This window comes from Lancefieldella sp. Marseille-Q7238 (genome assembly GCF_949152215.1).
In the GTDB taxonomy this organism is placed as follows: domain Bacteria; phylum Actinomycetota; class Coriobacteriia; order Coriobacteriales; family Atopobiaceae; genus Lancefieldella.
In genome coordinates this window covers 291,701-310,726 of sequence record NZ_OX424407.1, presented here as the reverse complement: position 1 = coordinate 310,726, position 19,026 = coordinate 291,701, and the positions used below count along the sequence as shown (strand labels likewise).

Annotated in this window: 21 protein-coding genes; 10 read left to right on the top strand and 11 right to left on the bottom strand. The window is 50.0% G+C overall.

Annotated elements, in window-relative coordinates:
- Positions 1–3: 3 nt before the first annotated feature.
- The 3 genes from QM016_RS01445 to QM016_RS01435 all read right to left on the bottom strand — a co-directional run bounded on the left by QM016_RS01445 (position 4) and on the right by QM016_RS01435 (position 2,141).
- Complete coding sequence (locus tag QM016_RS01445) at positions 4–663, bottom strand: Maf family protein (RefSeq protein ID WP_016476907.1); 660 nt, start codon at positions 661–663, stop codon at positions 4–6.
- Between the two features lie 90 nt (positions 664–753).
- A complete protein-coding gene (locus QM016_RS01440; protein WP_003148440.1) occupies positions 754–939 on the bottom strand; it encodes a ferredoxin in 186 nt (61 codons plus the stop codon).
- 527 nt (positions 940–1,466) lie between these two features.
- Entirely contained in the window at positions 1,467–2,141 is a 675-nt protein-coding gene (locus QM016_RS01435; protein WP_282709907.1) for a DNA alkylation repair protein, read from the bottom strand.
- 106 nt (positions 2,142–2,247) lie between these two features.
- On the opposite strand from QM016_RS01435, the gene QM016_RS01430 reads away from it, so the two are divergent.
- Positions 2,248–2,775, top strand: coding sequence for a GNAT family N-acetyltransferase (locus QM016_RS01430; RefSeq protein WP_282709906.1), 528 nt, complete (start codon positions 2,248–2,250; stop codon positions 2,773–2,775).
- 96 nt (positions 2,776–2,871) lie between these two features.
- Here QM016_RS01430 and QM016_RS01425 read toward each other — a convergent pair whose 3' ends face one another.
- A complete protein-coding gene (locus QM016_RS01425) occupies positions 2,872–3,081 on the bottom strand; it encodes a hypothetical protein (protein ID WP_282709905.1) in 210 nt (69 codons plus the stop codon).
- 150 nt (positions 3,082–3,231) lie between these two features.
- On the opposite strand from QM016_RS01425, the gene QM016_RS01420 reads away from it, so the two are divergent.
- The gene (locus QM016_RS01420; protein WP_016476911.1) at positions 3,232–3,390 is read left to right on the top strand and encodes a hypothetical protein; all 159 of its coding nucleotides are present in this window, start codon (positions 3,232–3,234) and stop codon (positions 3,388–3,390) included.
- Positions 3,391–3,739: 349 nt separating this feature from the next.
- On the opposite strand, the gene QM016_RS01415 is transcribed toward QM016_RS01420, so the two are convergent.
- From QM016_RS01415 to QM016_RS01395, 5 genes are all read right to left on the bottom strand, one after another.
- Positions 3,740–4,123: a VOC family protein gene (locus QM016_RS01415; RefSeq protein ID WP_016476913.1), complete on the bottom strand. Its 384-nt coding sequence runs from the start codon at positions 4,121–4,123 to the stop codon at positions 3,740–3,742.
- Positions 4,124–4,178: 55 nt separating this feature from the next.
- Entirely contained in the window at positions 4,179–4,940 is a 762-nt protein-coding gene (locus QM016_RS01410) for a class I SAM-dependent methyltransferase (RefSeq protein ID WP_282709904.1), read from the bottom strand.
- 117 nt (positions 4,941–5,057) lie between these two features.
- Positions 5,058–6,461 (bottom strand): 23S rRNA (uracil(1939)-C(5))-methyltransferase RlmD, encoded by a 1,404-nt coding sequence (gene rlmD, locus QM016_RS01405; protein ID WP_282709903.1) that lies wholly within the window; start codon positions 6,459–6,461, stop codon positions 5,058–5,060.
- A gap of 1 nt (position 6,462) precedes the next feature.
- Positions 6,463–7,512 carry a tryptophan--tRNA ligase gene (gene trpS / locus QM016_RS01400; RefSeq protein ID WP_282709902.1) on the bottom strand — a complete coding sequence of 350 codons (1,050 nt, stop codon included), beginning with the start codon at positions 7,510–7,512 and terminating at the stop codon, positions 6,463–6,465.
- Positions 7,513–7,585: 73 nt separating this feature from the next.
- Positions 7,586–8,320: a SprT family zinc-dependent metalloprotease gene (locus QM016_RS01395; protein ID WP_282709901.1), complete on the bottom strand. Its 735-nt coding sequence runs from the start codon at positions 8,318–8,320 to the stop codon at positions 7,586–7,588.
- A 111-nt stretch (positions 8,321–8,431) separates the two neighbouring features.
- On the opposite strand from QM016_RS01395, the gene QM016_RS01390 reads away from it, so the two are divergent.
- From QM016_RS01390 to QM016_RS01355, 8 genes are all read left to right on the top strand, one after another.
- Positions 8,432–9,217: a class I SAM-dependent methyltransferase gene (locus tag QM016_RS01390; RefSeq protein ID WP_282709900.1), complete on the top strand. Its 786-nt coding sequence runs from the start codon at positions 8,432–8,434 to the stop codon at positions 9,215–9,217.
- 671 nt (positions 9,218–9,888) lie between these two features.
- On the top strand, positions 9,889–10,503 hold the full coding sequence (locus QM016_RS01385) for a TetR/AcrR family transcriptional regulator (RefSeq protein WP_016476919.1): 615 nt from the start codon (positions 9,889–9,891) through the stop codon (positions 10,501–10,503).
- Between the two features lie 92 nt (positions 10,504–10,595).
- Positions 10,596–11,201: an MptD family putative ECF transporter S component gene (locus tag QM016_RS01380; RefSeq protein ID WP_282709899.1), complete on the top strand. Its 606-nt coding sequence runs from the start codon at positions 10,596–10,598 to the stop codon at positions 11,199–11,201.
- A complete protein-coding gene (locus QM016_RS01375; RefSeq protein ID WP_016476921.1) occupies positions 11,202–11,900 on the top strand; it encodes an energy-coupling factor transporter transmembrane component T in 699 nt (232 codons plus the stop codon). It abuts the gene before it with no gap.
- Position 11,901: 1 nt separating this feature from the next.
- Positions 11,902–13,377, top strand: coding sequence for an energy-coupling factor ABC transporter ATP-binding protein (locus QM016_RS01370; protein WP_282709898.1), 1,476 nt, complete (start codon positions 11,902–11,904; stop codon positions 13,375–13,377).
- An 8-nt stretch (positions 13,378–13,385) separates the two neighbouring features.
- Positions 13,386–15,140 (top strand): ABC transporter ATP-binding protein, encoded by a 1,755-nt coding sequence (locus QM016_RS01365; RefSeq protein WP_282709897.1) that lies wholly within the window; start codon positions 13,386–13,388, stop codon positions 15,138–15,140.
- On the top strand, positions 15,131–16,900 hold the full coding sequence (locus QM016_RS01360) for an ABC transporter ATP-binding protein (RefSeq protein ID WP_282709896.1): 1,770 nt from the start codon (positions 15,131–15,133) through the stop codon (positions 16,898–16,900). Before QM016_RS01365 ends, QM016_RS01360 begins: the two co-directional genes overlap by 10 nt.
- Before the next feature lie 77 nt (positions 16,901–16,977).
- Positions 16,978–17,580 carry an L-2-amino-thiazoline-4-carboxylic acid hydrolase gene (locus tag QM016_RS01355; RefSeq protein ID WP_282709895.1) on the top strand — a complete coding sequence of 201 codons (603 nt, stop codon included), beginning with the start codon at positions 16,978–16,980 and terminating at the stop codon, positions 17,578–17,580.
- 281 nt (positions 17,581–17,861) lie between these two features.
- On the opposite strand, the gene pflA is transcribed toward QM016_RS01355, so the two are convergent.
- The gene (gene pflA / locus QM016_RS01350; protein WP_282711438.1) at positions 17,862–18,653 is read right to left on the bottom strand and encodes a pyruvate formate-lyase-activating protein; all 792 of its coding nucleotides are present in this window, start codon (positions 18,651–18,653) and stop codon (positions 17,862–17,864) included.
- Between the two features lie 106 nt (positions 18,654–18,759).
- On the bottom strand, positions 18,760–19,011 hold the full coding sequence (gene grcA3 / locus QM016_RS01345; protein ID WP_016476927.1) for an autonomous glycyl radical cofactor GrcA3: 252 nt from the start codon (positions 19,009–19,011) through the stop codon (positions 18,760–18,762).
- Between the last annotated feature and the right edge of the window lie 15 nt (positions 19,012–19,026).

Here is a 19,026-nt window from a genome sequence, read left to right as displayed (position 1 = left end):
CCTTTAAGCTGAGCCTTCGAGTGCATGTTCGAGATAGTCGTGGTTGCCGGTAAACTTCACTAGTTCGCGGGCGAGAAGTGCTACGGGAAGGCCGACGACGTTTTCGTAGTCTCCGCTGATGGCCTGCACTAAAAAGCGTCCGCGTCCTTGGATACCATAGGCGCCTGCCTTATCTGACGATTCTCCGGACGCTACGTACGCCGTAATCTCATCTTCTGAAAGCTCATAGAAGGTTACCTTAGTAGTCTGCACAAACGCGACGGCGATGACAGACGGCGAGCCGTCAGGTGAGGGCGACGCAAAGGCTTTAAAGCGCCGCAGGGCTACACCGGTGGAAACAAAGTGCGTCTTGCCGGAAAGCATCCGCAGCATACGCTTTGCGTCTTCGGCGTCATGCGGCTTGCCAAAAACCGTTTCGTTTTCGGTCCATACGATAGTGTCAGCAGCAATGACAATCTCGTTGTTCTTCTCGGCAGCGTGAGAATTGTTCATCAGGTGTCGGCAGACTGCCACGGCCTTTTCCTGCGCAAGACGCTTGACCAGGGCGAGGGGAGCTTCGCCGGATTTGCGAGATTCGTCAATATCGGCAGGCATGACCTGGGGCGTGATGCCCAGCGATTCGATGAGTTCAAGGCGTCGGGGAGACTGCGATGCGAGAATCATGGCATTCCTTTGATATTTTGGCATTTAAGACAATAAAAGAGAGCCGCCGAAGCGACTCTCACATAGTAACCGATTATCAGCTCTAGCTAGTTAGTCAAGCTCAATAGCGGTAACGGGGCAGCCGTCGCAAGCCTCCTGCGCGGCGTCTTCTGCAGCTTCGGGAACCTCTTCCTCGATAGCGTGTGCCAGGCCGTCATCGCCGATAGCAAAGACCTCCGGGCAGGTGCCCTCGCAAAGACCGCAACCGATGCAATCTTCAGATACTGTTGCCTTCATGGTACTATCCTCTCACTGATTCCCAAGCCCCTTACTCGGGAAATTGCTGACTCAAGTGTAACGTACATTGTCGCAAGGCAAATTACACTTGTACATAAAGTTTTTACACGTTTTTCTCGTCCAGCGCAATGCCTTTCATATGCGTGTTTACCTGCGTATAAGTTTGCTTAGGCTAACCTTTTGGCATGGGACTAGGTGCGGCTTTGGTACGGCTCCTGCTGCGGCATCAGGTGTGGACCCGAGTACGGCTTCAAGCGCAGCTCCCGCCGTGGCTTTTGGTGCATCTTCGACCAGATTCCAAAAAAGTGCCACAGTTGTGATAAAAATACTTCACAACTCATGGCATTTTTAGGGGATTTATCACAACTGATGCCTTTTTTAGGAGTTTTCATATCACAACTCACGCACTTTTTTGGAATCGCACCGAAAGCGCCCTCGCGGAAAGAAAAAGAGACAGGAAGAGGCGAGCCGGGAAGACGCAAGACAGGAAGAGACGAGCTGGGAAGACGCAAGGCGAGGTGAGGGGATTATCGCTTCAGACTCTTGAGGTAGAGCTTCTGCTCTTTGGTGATGCGGTAGCTTTCGCGAGCCTTTTGGATTGTTTTATTGTGCGTCCACGTATCCAACTTCTCAGTTTCAAGGTAAGGTATCGCGAAGTCCCACTGCTTTACTAGGGCAGTGGCGAAAAACCAGGCGACCATCATGTTGACGTAGTATTCATCTGAGTGAACCTGCGCGGGAATCTCTAGGTATTTGGGTTCGAAGTCATCGTCCAGAAAGTGCGTCATAAGCATCTCTATGCCAAACCTGCAGGTATATGCATGAATGGAAGCTGTCCATCGCAGAATCTCGGACGTCAGTCGCTCGCGGGTTTTCTTGAATACCCGAGGTGACAAAATGTCGCAGACGGTCCAGTTATCGACAAAAGGGAGAAACGCATCAGTTGCCAAAACACAGGCGTCAAAGTCTTTAATCTCGGAGATAAGCAGGCTGTGCAGCATGTTCTCGTCGTAGTAGGTATGAGGGAGGGCGAGAAGAAACTCTTGAGCCTCTTTGCTTTTGAAAAGCTTCTTAGCCAGCTTTCGAAGCTGAGGAACGCGTACGCCGATAATTGATTCGCTCGGCACGGTGGGCGTAAGCTTGCTCTGAAATGCTGCGTATTCCGTATCTTGGAGCGCAAAAAGTTCCTCTTGAATTGTCATGGACGTCCTTTGCACATCTTAATGCGAGATTGACTGAGTATTTTACCGCAAGGGCCTGTTATATTGAGAGAGAAGAAACGAGCAAGATACAGATGCGGAGTAGGCCATGGAAGACTATCGTGTAGCGAGTGCCTCGGATTTTGCTGAGGTATGCGAGTTCTACAAAGAGGTATGCGAAAAGCAAGCGGATGACGAATATGGCGCCGATTGGCACTACGGCATTTACCCTACTGAAGACGATTTGAAGAAAAATTTGGAGAAGTCGGAGATCCATACATGCAGGATTGACGGCAGGGTAGTGTCGGCGGTGGTGTTGGAGGAGTCTGCCGATCCGATGTATCGTGACGTGGACTGGAAGATTAAGTACCCTGACCATGAAGTGCTGACGATACATCTGTTTGCCGTTCATCCGGATTTTCGCGGTCGACAGGTTTCAAGGAACATGATGAACTACATGTTTGAATATGGTAAAAAGCACGGGTTCAAGTCTGTTCAGCTTGACGTCTTGAAGGGCAATGTTCCGGCCGAGAAACTCTACATCAAAAGCGGCTTTTGCTTTGTGGAAGAGCGACCGGTTTGGTATGAGGACATTGGCGACCAGGTTGCTCGCCTTTACGAGAAGAACCTTGGGTAATATATACCATGCTATGAAATATGAAGTTAAATTTACCAATCAGTTTAAGAGAGACTTTTGTTTAGTTGATAACGTAAAACATAATCCTCTATGTGTCTACGACTGCATATCTATCTTAACAACCTGCATATTCATTATGTTGTCGCCTATGCGTGCTAGAAGGCGATGAATGCCTTCGATGCCTTGTGATTTCATATCGTAGTAGCCAAGCATATATCCTTTAGATGAAACAGTGATTTTATCTGACCACGTGGAGAGCTCCTGCACGGCATTGTTGGTATAAAACAGATTGCCAAAATCACTCATCCCGTGTCTTTTCAGAACTACTCTCATCATAAGCTTGTAGCCCAAAGTCCCGACCGTATCAAAAACAAGTCTGCATCCGGGGAAGAATTCAGTCATTTTTAAGATAATAGCTTTGACCTCTCGTCTGTAACACGTGCTTTTTGGAAGCAGATGGGTCGCACGCATCGTATTCCGCTTGACCTTGGTAATGAAGAGCCAAATGAAGAAAGTCTTGAAGCGATTCGGGAGACAGAGGACATCATTGCCAGAGGTGGTACGGGCCTGTCCTATGGCAATGCTGATGATTTGCTTACGACAATACGAGCATAGCCATGGGTCAGCTGAAGATTGAATTTACCACCTCGTTTAAACGTGACATAAAACGCCTTGATAGAAAACATATTGATGATTGTCCTCTGAGAGTGGTGATAGACCTTATTGCTGAGAATACACCCGAGGCATTAGATCAGTTAAGGCGTAGACATTGCATGCAGTCTTGAAAGGAAGCTGGGCAGGAAGCAATGAATGTCACGTCTGCAATGCTGGAGATTGGTTGCTTATTTGGGCCACATTTAATGCCACGCGAGGTAAAAAGGTACTTTTCAGCTATGCTCAAGGTTTTATTACCTGAATTTCATGCGTAGGAGAAAGACCCATTCGAGAAGCCCGTCTGTGTCGCTCAAACAGTAATCTCAATTTGATTCTGTTCAATGGCGACGACGCAACTTTCATAGTAGCCATCGCCGGTTGTTCTTGGCCCACTGATGACTTTGTAGCCGTCCGCTTTTAACCTTGCGGTCAGAGCATCCACTTTTTCTTTGCTGCCTGTGCTGAAAGCGATATGCGCGTATCCCGTGCGGCTGAGCTCCTTTGGCAAGTCAGGCATTCCCGGCTTGTTCATAATTTCGAGCCGGGTGCCATCATCAAAAGAGAGGAAATACGAACGAAAGTCCGTTCGAGGGTTATGGTAGCCATTATTGGATGTTGCCCCGAAGTACTTCACAAAGAATTGTTGAGCGCTTTCCAAATCATTTACGTACAATGCAATGTGTTCGATTCTCATATCTATCTCCGAAAAATCTATAGCTGTCTCCGTAAATTCGAGGTTGCCTGGTATATTACTTCTTTCTGGCTACAAAATAATACCGATGAATCCTTCCCTTAATCACACCGTCTTTCTCAAGAATCTCCTGCACCCTGAAGAGATTATCTTGATATTTCTCAACTTCAAAATCAGGGAATTCCCAGTCAATGATTCTTGCAAACCAAACGAGAGCACCTACGTCATAAAATTCGATCGGCCTATAGGCTTCAGCTTCCTCAATAATGTCAAATCCATTGTCTATGAATTCTTGTCTGGCAATACTCAAATAAGCTTTAGGAAAGGGAAGCTCGACATTGCCTAGTAGAAGCTCTACAAGGTCTCTGTCATTCTCAGCGCCAACTTGTTGAGTAAGAAACATACCTCCACTTTTAAGAATTCTTTTTAGTTCTTGTATGTTGTATTTACCGTGCCTGTTGGTGACAAGATCGAAGTAATTATCTTCAAACGGAAGCTCATCTCCTCCGTCAGCTGCCTTAAAATCTATCCCTAAAGGAAGAAGTCTTTCTTCACACAGTTTGATGTTTGGTGCATAACCTTCGATTGCGGCAGTATGTTCAGGATTGGCGAGAAAAGACAAAAGAAATTCTCCACCGCCCGTTTCCATATCTAATAGATAATCAGTATCGTGCAAATAGGATTTGATGATACTTCCAAAGTCCCATGGAAGATCATCCTCTTCTTTATATCTGTCCCTAATGTGAGAGAAATCCCATCCTTTGATATGAGCGATTTCTTGTTCATGTAGCCATTGGGCGAGAAGTACTTGTTTTTCCATAGGTTTCCCAACTTTTGGAGGGCTCTGAATATCAACATAATCAAAAGAATCTGATGTCCGCTGAAGTATACCATCCAGCAAAAGTAATTCGTCAGAAGAGGTAAAGACAATCTCTGGCTAATTCACTTTTTGCAGCAATACTACACACTCCACATGAAACGTCTGAGGAAAAAGGTCAACGGGTGTGACGCTTATGGGATAAAACGTTCCTGCATCAACAAAGCGTCGTAGGTCACGCGCAAGGGTTGCAGGGTCACAGGAGACATAGGCAATTGCTCGAGCACTCTGCTCAGAGAGCTGTTTTATAACATCAGGAGCAAGTCCTGCACGCGGCGGGTCAACCACAATGATATCTGCATTAGTATCGGGAAATGATCGTCCGGCATCTCCGCCGATGGCATCAACATTTTCGAGACCAGAAGTCTCAAGGTTGCGACGAAGGTCACGCACAGCCGGGCCATAAGATTCAACGGCGGAAACAAAACCCGCACGACGAGCAAGCGGCAGCGTAAACGTACCAGCACCGCAGTAGAGATCCATAGCCTCATCGCTATCCCGTATGTCAAGCGCAAAGAGCACCAGCTCCACGAGCTTCTCGGCACCTTTGGTGTTGACTTGAAAAAACGAGGGAGCAGAGACGCGCATGCACTCGTCGCCGATAAGCTCTGACCAAGAGCCTGCGCCGGATAGTCGCTCAACGCCTGCAATACGTCTGGCCTTACTCGGTCCCTTTGTCATTACGCGCACGATGCTTGTGGCGTCCGTGGCATCTTCCAGTACGCGCGCAACTTGTGCTCGGGGAAAGCCGCCGGGGGCCGTCCATAGTGCCACTTCAACGTCTCGTGTGCGGCGAGACGTGCGGATGCCAATGCGCTCAATGTCAAGCTCGTGGGAGCCGGAAAGGTAGGAGAGGGCGCCGCTCACTGCGCCGACGATCTTTTCATGAGCCTTGTCCAGAAGCGGACAGTCTTTGACACGGACGACGTCCTGACCGTTTGGCGCGTACATGCCTACAAGCGTTTTGCGCCCGGTACGCTTAAAGGCAAGCTCGATTTTGTTGCGATACCCCCACGGCTCGCCTGGAGCTACGATATCCTGCACCAGCTTGGACGTTTCGTTTGGCGAGAAGTGTCCGATGCGCTCAAGCGCAGAAATGACTCCGGCGCGTTTCTCGCGAAGCTGAGATTCGTAGGTCATATTGCCCCAGGGGGCAGCTCCGGTAAGTGCTACGAAGGGGAGGGGGTTCGGTACGCGCTCAGGTGACGGTTCAAGGACTTCTGAGAGCATGACGCGAGAAAAGCGCTCGCTGTCATCGGTTAGTATTGCACGGACAATATCTCCCGGGACAGCGCCTCCGGAGACAAAAACCGTCTTGCCATCGGCGGTGTGAGCTATGGCATCTGCGCCGTAACTCATGCGCTCAATGGTGAGTTCAAGTTCAACCGCTGAGGCAGTGCTGTTGCGAGGGTAGGCAGAAGCGTCTGAGGCAGCGCTATTGTGAAAATGAGCAAAAGTATCCACGCTAGTAAACCATACCCATAGCGTTTCGCACCTCATCTAAGGTAGCATTTGCAATTTCATTTGCACGTCGGTTACCGTCACTGAGCACCTCGCGTACGTAGTCGGGATGCTCTGCAATCTCCGCGCGCTTCTCGCGAATTGGAGCAAAGTAGCTGTTGACAGCCTCTGTGACGTAGGCTTTGAGAGCGCCTCCGCCGCCCATGCCAATTTCGTCGGCAATTTCTTTAGGATCGCGACCGGTGCAGATAGCAGCCGTGGTCAGGAGGGCGGAAACGCCGGGACGGTTCTCGGGATCAAAGGTGATCAGGCGCTCTGAGTCCGTCTTGGACTTTTTAATGAGCTTAGCCGTCTCCTCTGCCGTCATGGAAAGAGAAATAGCGTTGCCATAAGATTTACTCATCTTTCGGCCGTCAAGGCCGGGGAGCAACGGCGTTGAGGTCAGAAGGCCCGAAACTTCGAAAAAGACCTTGCCGTAACGTTCGTTGAAACGGCGCGCGATTTTAGTTGTGAGCTCAATATGTGGCAGCTGATCGCGGCCAACAGGTACGATATTGCCTTTGCAGAAGAGGATGTCGCACGCTTGGTGAACGGGATAGGTGAGCAAGAGCCCCGTGAGCGCGTGGCCAGATGCCTCTTGCTCGGCTTTGACGGTGGGGTTACGAAGCAACTCCGCTTCGGTGACGAGCGATAAAAACGGCAGCATAAGTTGGTTGAGCGCCGGTACGGCTGAGTGCGTGAAGATCATGGTCTTCTCGGGATCAAGACCGCACGCAAGGTAGTCAACGACCATGTTGTATACATTGTCGGCAATATGCTCGGTGGTGTCGCGGTCAGTAATGACCTGATAGTCGGCAATGATTACGTTGGTGTGCACACCAAGGTTCTGCAGCCGCACGCGCTCAACGATGGTGCCAAAGTAATGGCCTAAGTGTAGTCTGCCCGTAGGACGATCTCCGGTAAGCATGGTGTAGTTTCCGGGATGCTCTGGCAGATCTGCTTGAATTTCATTGGAACGGCGCAGCGCCGCCTCATAGCTGCCTTCGTTTGGCATAAAAGCTCCTCAAATCTTCAAAACATGCGCGCGTGCCATTGATGCCAGCGCTCCTTAGTCAGCAGCGATTATTTTATCGCAAAGACGGTCGGGCATTCTTGAGGCCGGAGCGTACTTCTTTCCAGTTTGGATAGAACGTGGTGAGAAGAGCGTAAAACTCTTTGTTATGTCTGCGGACGTAGAGGTGGGTGAGTTCATGGGCAATAACATACTTCAGAGCTTCCGGATTATGCTCAGCAAGCTCAAGGTTGAGCGTGATGGCTCCCGTTTTGGTATTGCAGGAACCCCAGCGACTTTTCATGCGCCGTGTGCGGCACAGCGAGGCGCTCCGACCGGCTTTTGCTTCTGCGGCGGCGGTCATCTCAGGCAGAATTTTGCGCATCTCTTTGGCGAGAAACTCATCAAATGTTTTACGAATAGCGCTTTGGGAAGTTTCGGAGGTCAGGTCATTGAGATAGCGGTTGGGGAGTGTGATAACAAGGTCGTGTGCAGAGATATATGCTGTTCGTCTTGACCCCGGGATAATCTGCAAGGCGTAAGGCTGTCCCCAAACGCTGACCTCGCAACCGGAAATGATGTTTTGACCTGCGGAGTTCTTCTCGCTGGGCAATGAGGTGCGAGAGAGGGTGGCGCGGATCCAATCGGATCTGGATTCGATGAAGGCAAGCACAACTGCTTCTGAGGTATGCCATGGATAACTTACGACAACACGTCCTTCTCGGGTGACGCGCAGATTGATATTCTTGACGCGCTTTTGGGTAAGCTGCACGGGAATACCTGCTATTTCGACGGCCTTTGCCGATGTCATACGTGTGGATCCTTAGGTGGCGGTCATTTTTGTTCGAGCAAGTTGCTTTGACAGACAGCTACAATAGGTCTGGCAGTTTTGGCATACTCAGTATAGATGACGGAGGATGATGTGAACTCTCAGGAAGATGTTAAAAAGCAATATGAGGTGACAGACAATCTTGATATTCGCATAGCGCTCCATGAAAAATATTCATCGAATAAGCAGGGTTTTGGTAGTTGGATCTTCTCGCATTACCAGTTTAAGACGGCCAGCGCGAATACTGTGCGTGTTCTTGATGTCGGTTGCGGGACAGCGGATTTATGGGCTGAGAATTACGCAAATCTTCCGGTAAACGTTGATTTGATTTTGACTGACTATTTCAAGGGGATGGTTGCTGCCAGTACGCTCAAAATGGAGCAATATCAAAATGTTCAATGTGAGCGCGCGGACATTATGAATCTTCCTTTTGCTACGAACAGCTTCGATGTCGTTACCGCAAATATGATGCTCTATCATGTGCCGGATCTTGAAGGTGCTCTGAAGGAGGTTCGCCGTGTTCTCAAGTCCGACGGTGTTTTTTACACCTCGACCTTTGGTACACCTAGTCTTGCGCAAACTCTTGGGAGCTGGTTATCGCATTTTACCGACGTCGTTGACAGTCCCGAGACCTTTACTTTGCAAAACGGTGCTGTCTCGCTGAAAACGTGTTTTACGGATGTGGTCAGGCTTGACTATCCGGATTCTCTTGAAGTAACGGATGCACGTGATCTGCTTGCGTACGTCTACTCGCTTCCGGAGGTATTTCATTTGGAGGACGCGCAGCGGCAAGATGTCTTATCTGTGCTCGCCTCGCACAAAGTTGACGGTGTGATTTCAATTCCAAAAGAGTATGGCTTGTTCGTGTGTCGCCCTTAGATTGCGCTTAGATTGTGCCAGATGTCCTTATCGCTCCAAGCATGCAGATTTCAAGCGTACATATCTCCTGTTAGCGAACGCCCTTCTCAAGGCAGCAACGCCAATGATAAGCAGCAGAAGAGCAAGCGACTAGGCGGTCAAGACGCCAAGTACGCTGACGGAGTTCAAATTGACGGTTCTTGTTATTTGAAGCGTAGGATATATCCCAAGGTAGGCGACGATGTTTCTGACATCAAAGTACGTCATGGGGAGAAAGCGGATTAAAGAGCTGTTGAAATCCCGTACCGAGAAGTACCTTGGATAGAGGGGGAGATATATAAGTACCGCTGATATGGAGCAGGCAATCAAAGATGAAGCCAGAGGGTGTTTGACTGCGCTGTAGATGCAATGAGCGCAGAAGGTGATGAAGAGCGCTGAGCACACAGTACGAGCAGTTGGTGGGTTTTGGCCTTCTGAAGCCTTCTCTGAGGCTCAAATCCACCAACCGTAGACCATTCCTTAGCAGATTTTAGAAAAAGCGAGAAGGAAGGATTTTGAAGCGGAAAGGTATTCGCGGAAAGCAAGTATCGCGAATACCGGCAGCAATCCTCTCTTGACAGAGCTCAAGGCACAGGCTAATATACTACCGGTATATACCAATGGTATATACCGGCTTAAAAAGGAAGGAAGTAATGGAAAGCTCTGACACAAAAAAGAAAATACAAGAGGTAGGAAAGAAGGAGTTTCTAAGAAAAGGATTCAAGGATGCTTCTCTGAACCATATCGTAGCTGAGGCTGGGTTTACGAAAGGTGCGTTCTATGGCTACTACCCTGATAAAGCTGCGTTGTTTGAGGATTTGGTTTCTGAGGCAGCGGATGGATTGATCGAGAAGTTCAAAGCGGCTCAGGAAGCTCATTTTGACTTGATCCCGGCGGATAAAGCCAGCCGGAGTCGAGATTTATCCACGCAGTATCTGCGTTATTTCGTTGAATATATTTATGAGCATTTCGATGCATTCAAGCTGGTACTGTGCTGTGCGGACGGGACAAAATACGAAAACTATGTGCATGATTTGGTGGAACTGGATGTTGTCCGGTCAGAACAATACTTTTCTGCTCTTCGAGAGCGTGGAAAGTTAAAGGGAGACGCCAGTCGGGAATTACATCATATGATTACCAGCGCTTATTTTACGGCAGTGTTTGAAACTGTTGTACATGACATGCCAAAGGAACGGGCAATCAGATACATAGAGGAACTGGCAACTTTCTTCAATGCCGGATGGGAGGGTCTCTTGCGCATTCAGTAAGCATCAGATCACAACGATTCAAGGCGGAATAACGCGCTTCATATCGTTGTTTTTACGACGAGAAGAGCAGTGTCTAACAAAGGATTACTACTATGGTTTCTCAGCCGATAAACACAAAAATGCAGACAAGAGATTTCATCTCTGTGGGTGTATTTTCTCTTATCTATGCTGCCGTTGCTTTTGTGATCGGCGGCATCGTACAGATGACACCGGTGACATTTCCATTTATGCCGCCGGTGGTAGCTCTTTTTACTGGAACGATCTTCATGCTTTACGTTGCTAAGATCCCGAAGCGATGGGCTCTTACTACTCTTGGCGTCATTGGCGGCATTTTGCTCTTTGTGACGGGAATGTTCTGGATGATGTCGGCGTTTTTTGTTGTTTTCGGTTTTTTGGCTGATCTGATCTGCGCATCCGGTCAGTTCCGGTCCTTTCGGAAAAATCTTATTGCCTATTGCGTAATGTCATTGTCTCCCATGGGGGCATACGTCCCTATGGTTATCATGCCGGCGCAATTTGACGCTTTTATGCAGAACAAGGGCAACTTTGAGGCATTTTCTGATGCGATCCACTCCATTGGGGCAAATTGGTGGGCTGTTCCGTTAATGGCAGTTGTCACGATCTTGTTTGCGCTGATCGGAGGTCTGATTGGCCGGAGCCTGTTGAAAAAGCACTTTGAAAAGGCGGGAATTGTGTAAATGAAACCGGATCCACGAACAAAACTTTTGATCCTTGCGGTGACAAGTGTTTCTGTCTTTCTGAATGGAAGTCTCATTGTGGAGGATGTTTTTGTATCAATTCCTCTGGTCCTTTGTTTTCTGGCTAAGGAAAGTAAAAAAGTTCTTCGATATGCTGCATTGTTTATTGTCCTGCTTTTGGTTCAGTTGATTCTGATCCAACATCTTCCGGTGACAGTCGGGGGAATCGTGTACATGTTTGCCGTTTACATCCGAAAGCTGATCCCTTGCTTTATGCTGGGAACTTACCTGATCTCTACCACAAAAGTGAGCAGTTTTCTGGCAGGGATCAGCCGTTTCCGTTTGCCAAAGGGCTTTACTATTGCACTCTCAATAACGCTCCGTTACTTTCCAACCATGGGCGAGGAATGGCGCTCTATCCGGGATGCCATGGCGCTCAGGGGAATCTCTGCCTCCATAGGAGGAATGCTGCTGCATCCGCTGCGAACCATGGAATATGTCTATGTTCCCATGCTGGTCTCTGCATCCCGGATTTCGGATGAAATCTCTCAAGCGGCGATCACACGCGGTATCGATCACGTGGGTGAACGGAGCTGTTTTGAGGAGATCCATTTTACAATCTGCGACATCCTTATATGGCTGATCTATACCGGGGTCATTGCGTTGATGGTCATGGCTCCTTCCTTGGGGGTAATGTGATTTGATACGTTTTGAAAAGACATCATGGTCCTATACCTCTGAAGGGGAGGGATCGATCCAAAGTATTTCTTTACATATTCGAAAGGGCGAATGCGTCTTGCTCTGCGGAGCATCGGGCTGCGGAAAGACTACGTTGACTCGGATCATCAACGGCCTGATCCCTCATTTTTATTCGGGTAAGCATTCCGGAACCGTTCAGGTTGCGGGTCTTAATCCAGCTTATACGGAAATAGCGGAATTATCTGATCTGGTTGGAACCGTTTTTCAGAATCCCCGGACACAGTTTTTCAATACTGATACGGACAGTGAGCTGGTATTTGGGCTGGAAAATCGAGCTATGCCAAAAGAACAGATGAGGGAGCGTCTTACAGAACTCACGAAGGAACTGCATCTGGAAGAACTGCGCGAACGCAGCATCTTTGCTCTCTCAGGCGGAGAAAAACAGAAGGTCGCTTTTTCTTCCGTTTACGCCTCCGATCCGGAAATTCTGGTTCTGGACGAGCCTTCTTCCAATCTTGATGCTGCGGCTGTCCGTGAGCTTATGGGTTTGATCGCACAGGCAAAGACAGCCGGAAAGACCATCATTATTGCGGAGCATCGGCTCTGGTATCTGATGGAATTAGCAGATAGAGTCGTGTATCTGCAGGACGGACAGATCAAGCGAAACATGGATATAGCAGAATTCCGGTCTCTTCCTTCTGCGGAGATCAAAGCGATGGGCTTGCGCTGCCGAGAATTGAAAAAGGTCGACTTAGAGAGCATACAGCCAGCGGCATCCGAAAGTACTTTAAAAGTGGATCGGCTTTCCGTATGCCTTGGAGACAGACAGGTGCTACAGGAACTTTCCTTTTATGCAAAGGGCGGAGAGATCATCGCTATCGCCGGTGCGAATGGCGTGGGAAAGACGACTCTGGCCCGTGTGATTTGCGGTTTGCAAAAAGAAGGAGCCGGAAGCGTTTCCATCAACGGAGAGCTTCTTTCTACGAAAAAAAGAAAACAGCGATCCTATATGGTTATGCAGGATGTAGGTCATCAGCTCTTTACTGACAGCGTCCTGGAGGAATGCCGTCTGGGTGCAAAGAATCCGGATGAGGAGCAGATCGAAAGTGCTCTGAAACTTATGAAACTGGATGCGTATCGAGAAAGACATCCGCTCTCCCTCTCCGGAGGTCAGAAGCAGCGGCTTGCCGTGGCAGTAAGTCTGATTTGCGAAAAAGATATGCTGATTTTTGACGAGCCGACCAGCGGGCTTGACCTTGCCGGTATGCAAGAGGTCGGACGTCTGGCACAGGAGTTGTCAAGGCGCGGAAAGATCCTTCTGATCATCACACATGACGTGGAATTTATGAAAACGATCTGTTCTCGGATCCTGATCCTGTCCGAAGGAAGGATCAGTGCTGATCTCACAGGAGCGGAGCGGGAAAAGGCGGAGCAGATCCTGCAAGGCAGAAGATGCAAGGTGGAGAATGGAGGGTAAAAAACGGTATGAATACATCAGAGAGAGGAACGATTCAAAGACTGCTGGAGTTTGCAAGACCCTGCCGGGGGTTGCTGGTAAGTGCAGTTGTGCTGGCTGTACTGGGAGCCTTATGCGGCATAGTGCCCTATATTGCTGTTTCCCGGATGATAGCGGAAATCATCAATGGACAATATGTTTTCGATCAGATCCTCTTGCTGTCTCTTGTGGCTCTTCTCGGCTATCTGGCATCACTCTGGTTGAATACGTTTTCCACCATTCGATCGCATCGGGCTGCATTTACGGTGCTTAAAAGCATCCGTAAAGCGATCTCGGCCAAGCTGTCACGTGTCCCCATGGGGACAGTCCTGGACATGCCTTCCGGCAAATACAAGGCCATGCTGGTTGATACGGTTGAAAAGCTGGAACTACCGCTGGCTCACATGGTGCCGGAGCTTACGGCCAACACACTGATTCCGGTGTTGATGCTGGTCTACCTGTTTGTGCTGGATTGGAGCGTTGCTCTGATTTCTCTTGCCACGATTCCTGTGGGGCTTTTTTGCTATATGGGCATGATGAAAGACTATGAGGCGCGATACGGGCGCGTTCTTCTCGCCAACAAAAATATGGACGCTGCCATGGTGGAATATATTGGGGGGATACAGGTAATCAAGACTTTTCGCCAGGGAGAAACCTCATACCGCAAATATGCAGATGCGGTCCAGGAGAGCGAACGATCAAAAGCGGATTGGTTTCGCAAGACCAATGGCTTTTATGTGGCGGGAATGGCCGTTATGCCTTCCTGCCTTTTAGGCGTGCTGCCTCTGGGCAGCTGGCAGTATCTGAACGAACGGCTTGATGCCGGAACTCTGGTCTCCTGCATCATTCTGGCGCTTGGACTGGTGAAACCGCTCATTCAGGCGCTGCAATACACCGACAGTCTTGCCATGGTAGACGCAACGGTGCAGGAGATCGGCGGTCTTCTGGACTTAAAAGAGATGGACCGGCCGCAGAGAGCCGTGCCTCTTACCGATTGCGAAGTGGCACTTCAAACTGTCAGCTTCAGCTATCATGAGAAAGAAGTCCTTCACCGAATATCTTTCTCCTGCGTAGCTAACGGGATGACTGCGATCGTCGGACCTTCTGGTTCGGGAAAATCAACGATCGCCCGTCTTATCGCTTCCTTCTGGGATACGGACAGCGGCAGCGTTACGCTTGGGGGTACAGATGTACGAAAAATCCCTCTCTCACAGGTCATGGAGACAGTTTCCTATGTCTCTCAGGACAATTTTCTGTTCCACCTTTCCATACGGGAAAACATACGCTTCGGGAAACCGGACGCGACGGATGCGGAGGTAGAGGAGGCAGCGAGAAGAGCATGCTGTCATGAGTTTATTCTGGAACTGCCACAGGGGTACGACACGTTAGCCGGAGACGGCGGCAGCCACCTGTCGGGTGGTGAACGTCAGCGGATCGCTATTGCCAGAGCGATATTAAAAAACAGCCCAGTCGTGGTGCTTGATGAGGCTACAGCCTTTGCCGATCCGGAGAACGAGGCACTTATCCAAGCCTCTATCGCTGAACTTGTGGCAGGAAAAACGCTGATCGTTATCGCTCATCGACTGTCTACGATCACAGCGGCGGATAAGATTCTTGTGATCGACCAGGGAAGGGTCGTTGCTGAAGGAAAGCATGCTGAATTGTTGGAGACAAGTCCGCTCTATCAGGTACTGTGGCAGGCGCACGCAGGAGCGAGAGACCGCAGAGAGGAAGAATGGCTGTGATTGCTTTATTCAAACGGTTGCTGCAATTTTCAGGCGAGCAAAAAGGACGACTGCTCCGCTCTTTTCTCTTCCATATGATCAGTTCCATATTTGAAATGATTCCCATTCTGGCGATCCTGACCGTGCTGACAGGGATCCTGGCTGGGCAGAGGGGACAGCTCGCGTCGCCGGATATGGTATGGAAATCCTTTACCATCATGGCGATCAGCGTGATCGGGCGCATTATTTTCATCAATCTGTCTACCAATGCCCGTACCTTGGGAAGCTTTGCCGTCTGTACAAAGAAACGCCTTACCATCGGAGAACGCTTAAAAAGCGCACCTATGGGATATTTCAGTGAGCATCGGTTGGGAGATATCACAGCGGCTGTTACAACAACTCTGGGAGATATTGAAGCCAATGCCGTCACTATTATGGAGTCTGTTGCCGGTGGCCTGATCCATGCCATAGTGATCACGCTGTGGCTCCTCTTTTACGAATGGCGAGTAGGACTACTGTCCCTTGCAGGTCTTGGTGTGGCACTTCTGATATATGGCAGGATCCAGCAGGTGGGAAAAAAGCATTCTCCCCGTCGACAGGCGGCACAGGCCGGGCTTGTCACGGCAGTGCTGGAGTACATCCAGGGCATGGGCGTAGTTAAGGCGTTCGGGCTGGGTGGATATGCGGCAAACGTGATTGACGCTGCTATCGAAGAGAGTGCTGCGGCTAATATCGAACTGGAAAAGTCCTTTTCCTCTATGACGGCGCTCTATCAGACGGTATTCAAGTTTGCCCGCGCAGCGATCCTTGCTTTTGCACCGTATTTGCTGCTTGGAGGAACGATCACAACAGAAAAATGTCTTCTGCTCTTAGTGTCCAGTTTTATGATCTATTCCGCTGTGGAGGTGGCAGGGAGCATGTCTTCCGTTGCCAGGGTGGTGGACGCTTCCCTGGATCGAATGGAGGAGATCATGGATATCCCGACACTGGATGAGCGCGGCAAAGACATGATTCCTACCCGGTACGATATCGAGGTCAAAGGCGTTTCTTTCGGATATGGAGAAAAAGAGGTCCTGAAAGACATAACTTTCACGGTTTTGGAAGGTTCCTCCTGCGCTATTGTGGGGCCGTCTGGTTCCGGAAAAACCACACTTTGCAGTCTGATCGCCAGATTCTGGGATGTGGATGGAGGTCAGGTTCTGCTGGGCGGACACGATATCCGGGAATACAGTTCAGACAGCCTTTTGCGCAATTTCTCTATCGTATTTCAGAACGTCTATCTTTTTGAAGACACTATTGAGAACAATATCCGTTTCGGAAGACCGGAAGCATCAAAGGAAGATGTGATCAAAGTGGCCAAGAAGGCCTGTTGCCATGAATTTATCATGGCACTTCCCGACGGATACGAGACAAGAGTGGGAGAGGGCGGCGCAAATCTGTCCGGCGGTGAAAAACAGAGGATATCTATCGCTCGTGCACTTTTGAAGGATGCGCCGATCGTTATTCTGGACGAGGCTACCGCCAGCGTGGATCCGGAGAATGAACAGGAACTGCAAAAGGCGATCATAGAACTGACCCGCGGTAAGACGCTGCTGATGATCGCTCACCGCCTGTCTACCGTCCGGACTGCGGACCAGATAGTGGTCCTGGACAAGGGCGGTATCGTCCAGCGCGGTACGCACAAGGAACTTCTGGCTCAGGATGGGCTATACAGAAACTTCGTGAATATTCGCCAACAAGCTATCGGCTGGCGGCTGAGCGGAGGGCAGGCGTGCAAATGATACGAGTAAACCGTATCTATGGAAATTTGCTGTGATCACAGGATAAACCTATCGGCACTGTAAGGAGGCGGATCACAGTGGCATATAGCGGATACATAAGGAAACTCACACCCGTTGTGTACAAGGAGTTTGGGAAAGATAAGGCGGACAGAATACTAAAGAAAGCCCGGGAGAAATATAGCCGGCTTTGTGAAGAAAACGCAGAAGAGCCAAAAGAAGTGCAAGTGCACACAAGGAAGCGCATCTACCCGGCCATTGCCGTCTTTCAGGCAATGCTGGAGGAAAACGTAGGAAGAGAAACCGTGGCAAGTATTCTGAATACCTTTCATGAGGAACAAAGCAAACCGGCAGGAGAAGCTATTCGTATCCTCCTCCGAATACCCGCTCTGTACCGTCTCGTACCTCGATTTTTCGCCAAAATGACAAAAAATTTCTTCGGCGAAAAAGCCGGCTTTAAGGCCAGATGGCTTCGAGCGGATAAAAATGAAATGAGGTTTGATATGCTGATCTGTCCTTATCAGGATATTTGTGTCCGGCATGGCTGTTCTGAAATCGTGCAAGGCTTTTGCAGGACGGATGATATTTGTTATGGAAATATGCACCCCAAGCTTCACTGGGGCAGAACAAAGACGCTGGGGCTCGGCGGAGATTGCTGTGACTTTTGTTTAACGGTCAGGTGAAGATCCTGATGGAGCAATCTCTCGTTCCGATCCTTCTTGCTCTTCTTGCTTTCAAAATCTGCTAAGAAATTGCTTACAGTTGGTGGGTCGCGCTAAGAAATCGTGAACGGTTGGTGGGTTTTGGCCTTCTAAAGCCTTCTCTGAGGCTCAAATCCACCAACCGTAGACCATTCTTTAGCAGATTTCTGAAAACGGCGAGAAGATCTTGGATCGTGGAGGTACGGAAGTGTGATCAAGCTGCAGATTTGAAAACGGCGAGGACAGAGAAGCAGCAAAGAAGCTCAGTTACCCAGGCGTTTGCGCTCAAGGGCGCGTGCAGCGAGGATCTGCCGGCGAAGTTCGGGGACCTTCTTGGGATCCATGGCGGGCGTGTCGGCAAGACGATAGGGGATGCCCAGCTCTTCGTACTTCTTGGTGCCCATGGTGTGATAGGGGAGCACGTCAAGCCCGATGACGTTGTCCCAGTGAGCGATGATACGGCCAACGCCGGCAAGCTCCTCGGGCGAGTCCGTGATACCGGGCACCACCACATGACGAATGATCACGGGGATGTTGCGCCGTGCCAGCTCATCGCCGAAGGCGAGGGGTCTTTCGGGACCCACCTCGCAGAGGTTCCGGTGTCCCCGAGGATCCGAATGCTTGATGTCGAGAAGCGCCAGATCAGTGTTGGCAAGGAGCTGCTCAAAGCGCTCCGGGTGCTGCGGGTCGAACGAGATTCCGGACGTGTCAAGGCAGGTATGGATGGATCCCTTGGGATCGCTGTGGGCGGCGGCAAAAAGAGCGCCGACAAACTCGGGCTGTGCCAGCGGCTCTCCGCCCGTGGCTGTGATGCCGCCTTTTCGATAGAAGGGGCGATTGCGATCGTAGAGCTCCAATATATCCGCCACGCTCTTCTCGTGACCGATGCCAAACTTCCAGGTATCGGGATTGTGGCAGTAGGCGCAGCGCATGGGGCAGCCCTGCATGAAGACCACCAGGCGCGTGCCCGGGCCGTCGACGGTGCCGAACGTCTCAATAGAGTGGACCCGCCCACGCGTGGTGAGCGGGTCCTGATCTGCGGTTTGTTCACCCAACTTGAGATCGGGAGCAGTCCTTTCCTGTTCGAAAGCGGACTGTTTCCGTTCGAGAGCAGGTAGTTCCTGTTGTTCTTCCTGACTGCTCATAGGATGGCGTGAACTCTTAGAGCGCCTCGTGGAAGGTGCGGGAAATGACGTCATCCTGCTGCTCTTTGGTGAGTGAGTTGAACTTGACGGCATAGCCGGATACGCGGATGGTGAGCTGCGGATATTTCTCCGGATGTGCCTGGGCGTCAAGCAACGTCTCCTTGGTGAATACGTTGACGTTAAGATGGTGGCCGCCCTTCTCGGCATAGCCATCGATCATGCTGACAAGATTGTCTACCTGCTCAGGTGCTACCTCGTTTGCTTTCATGGTCAGATCTCCTTG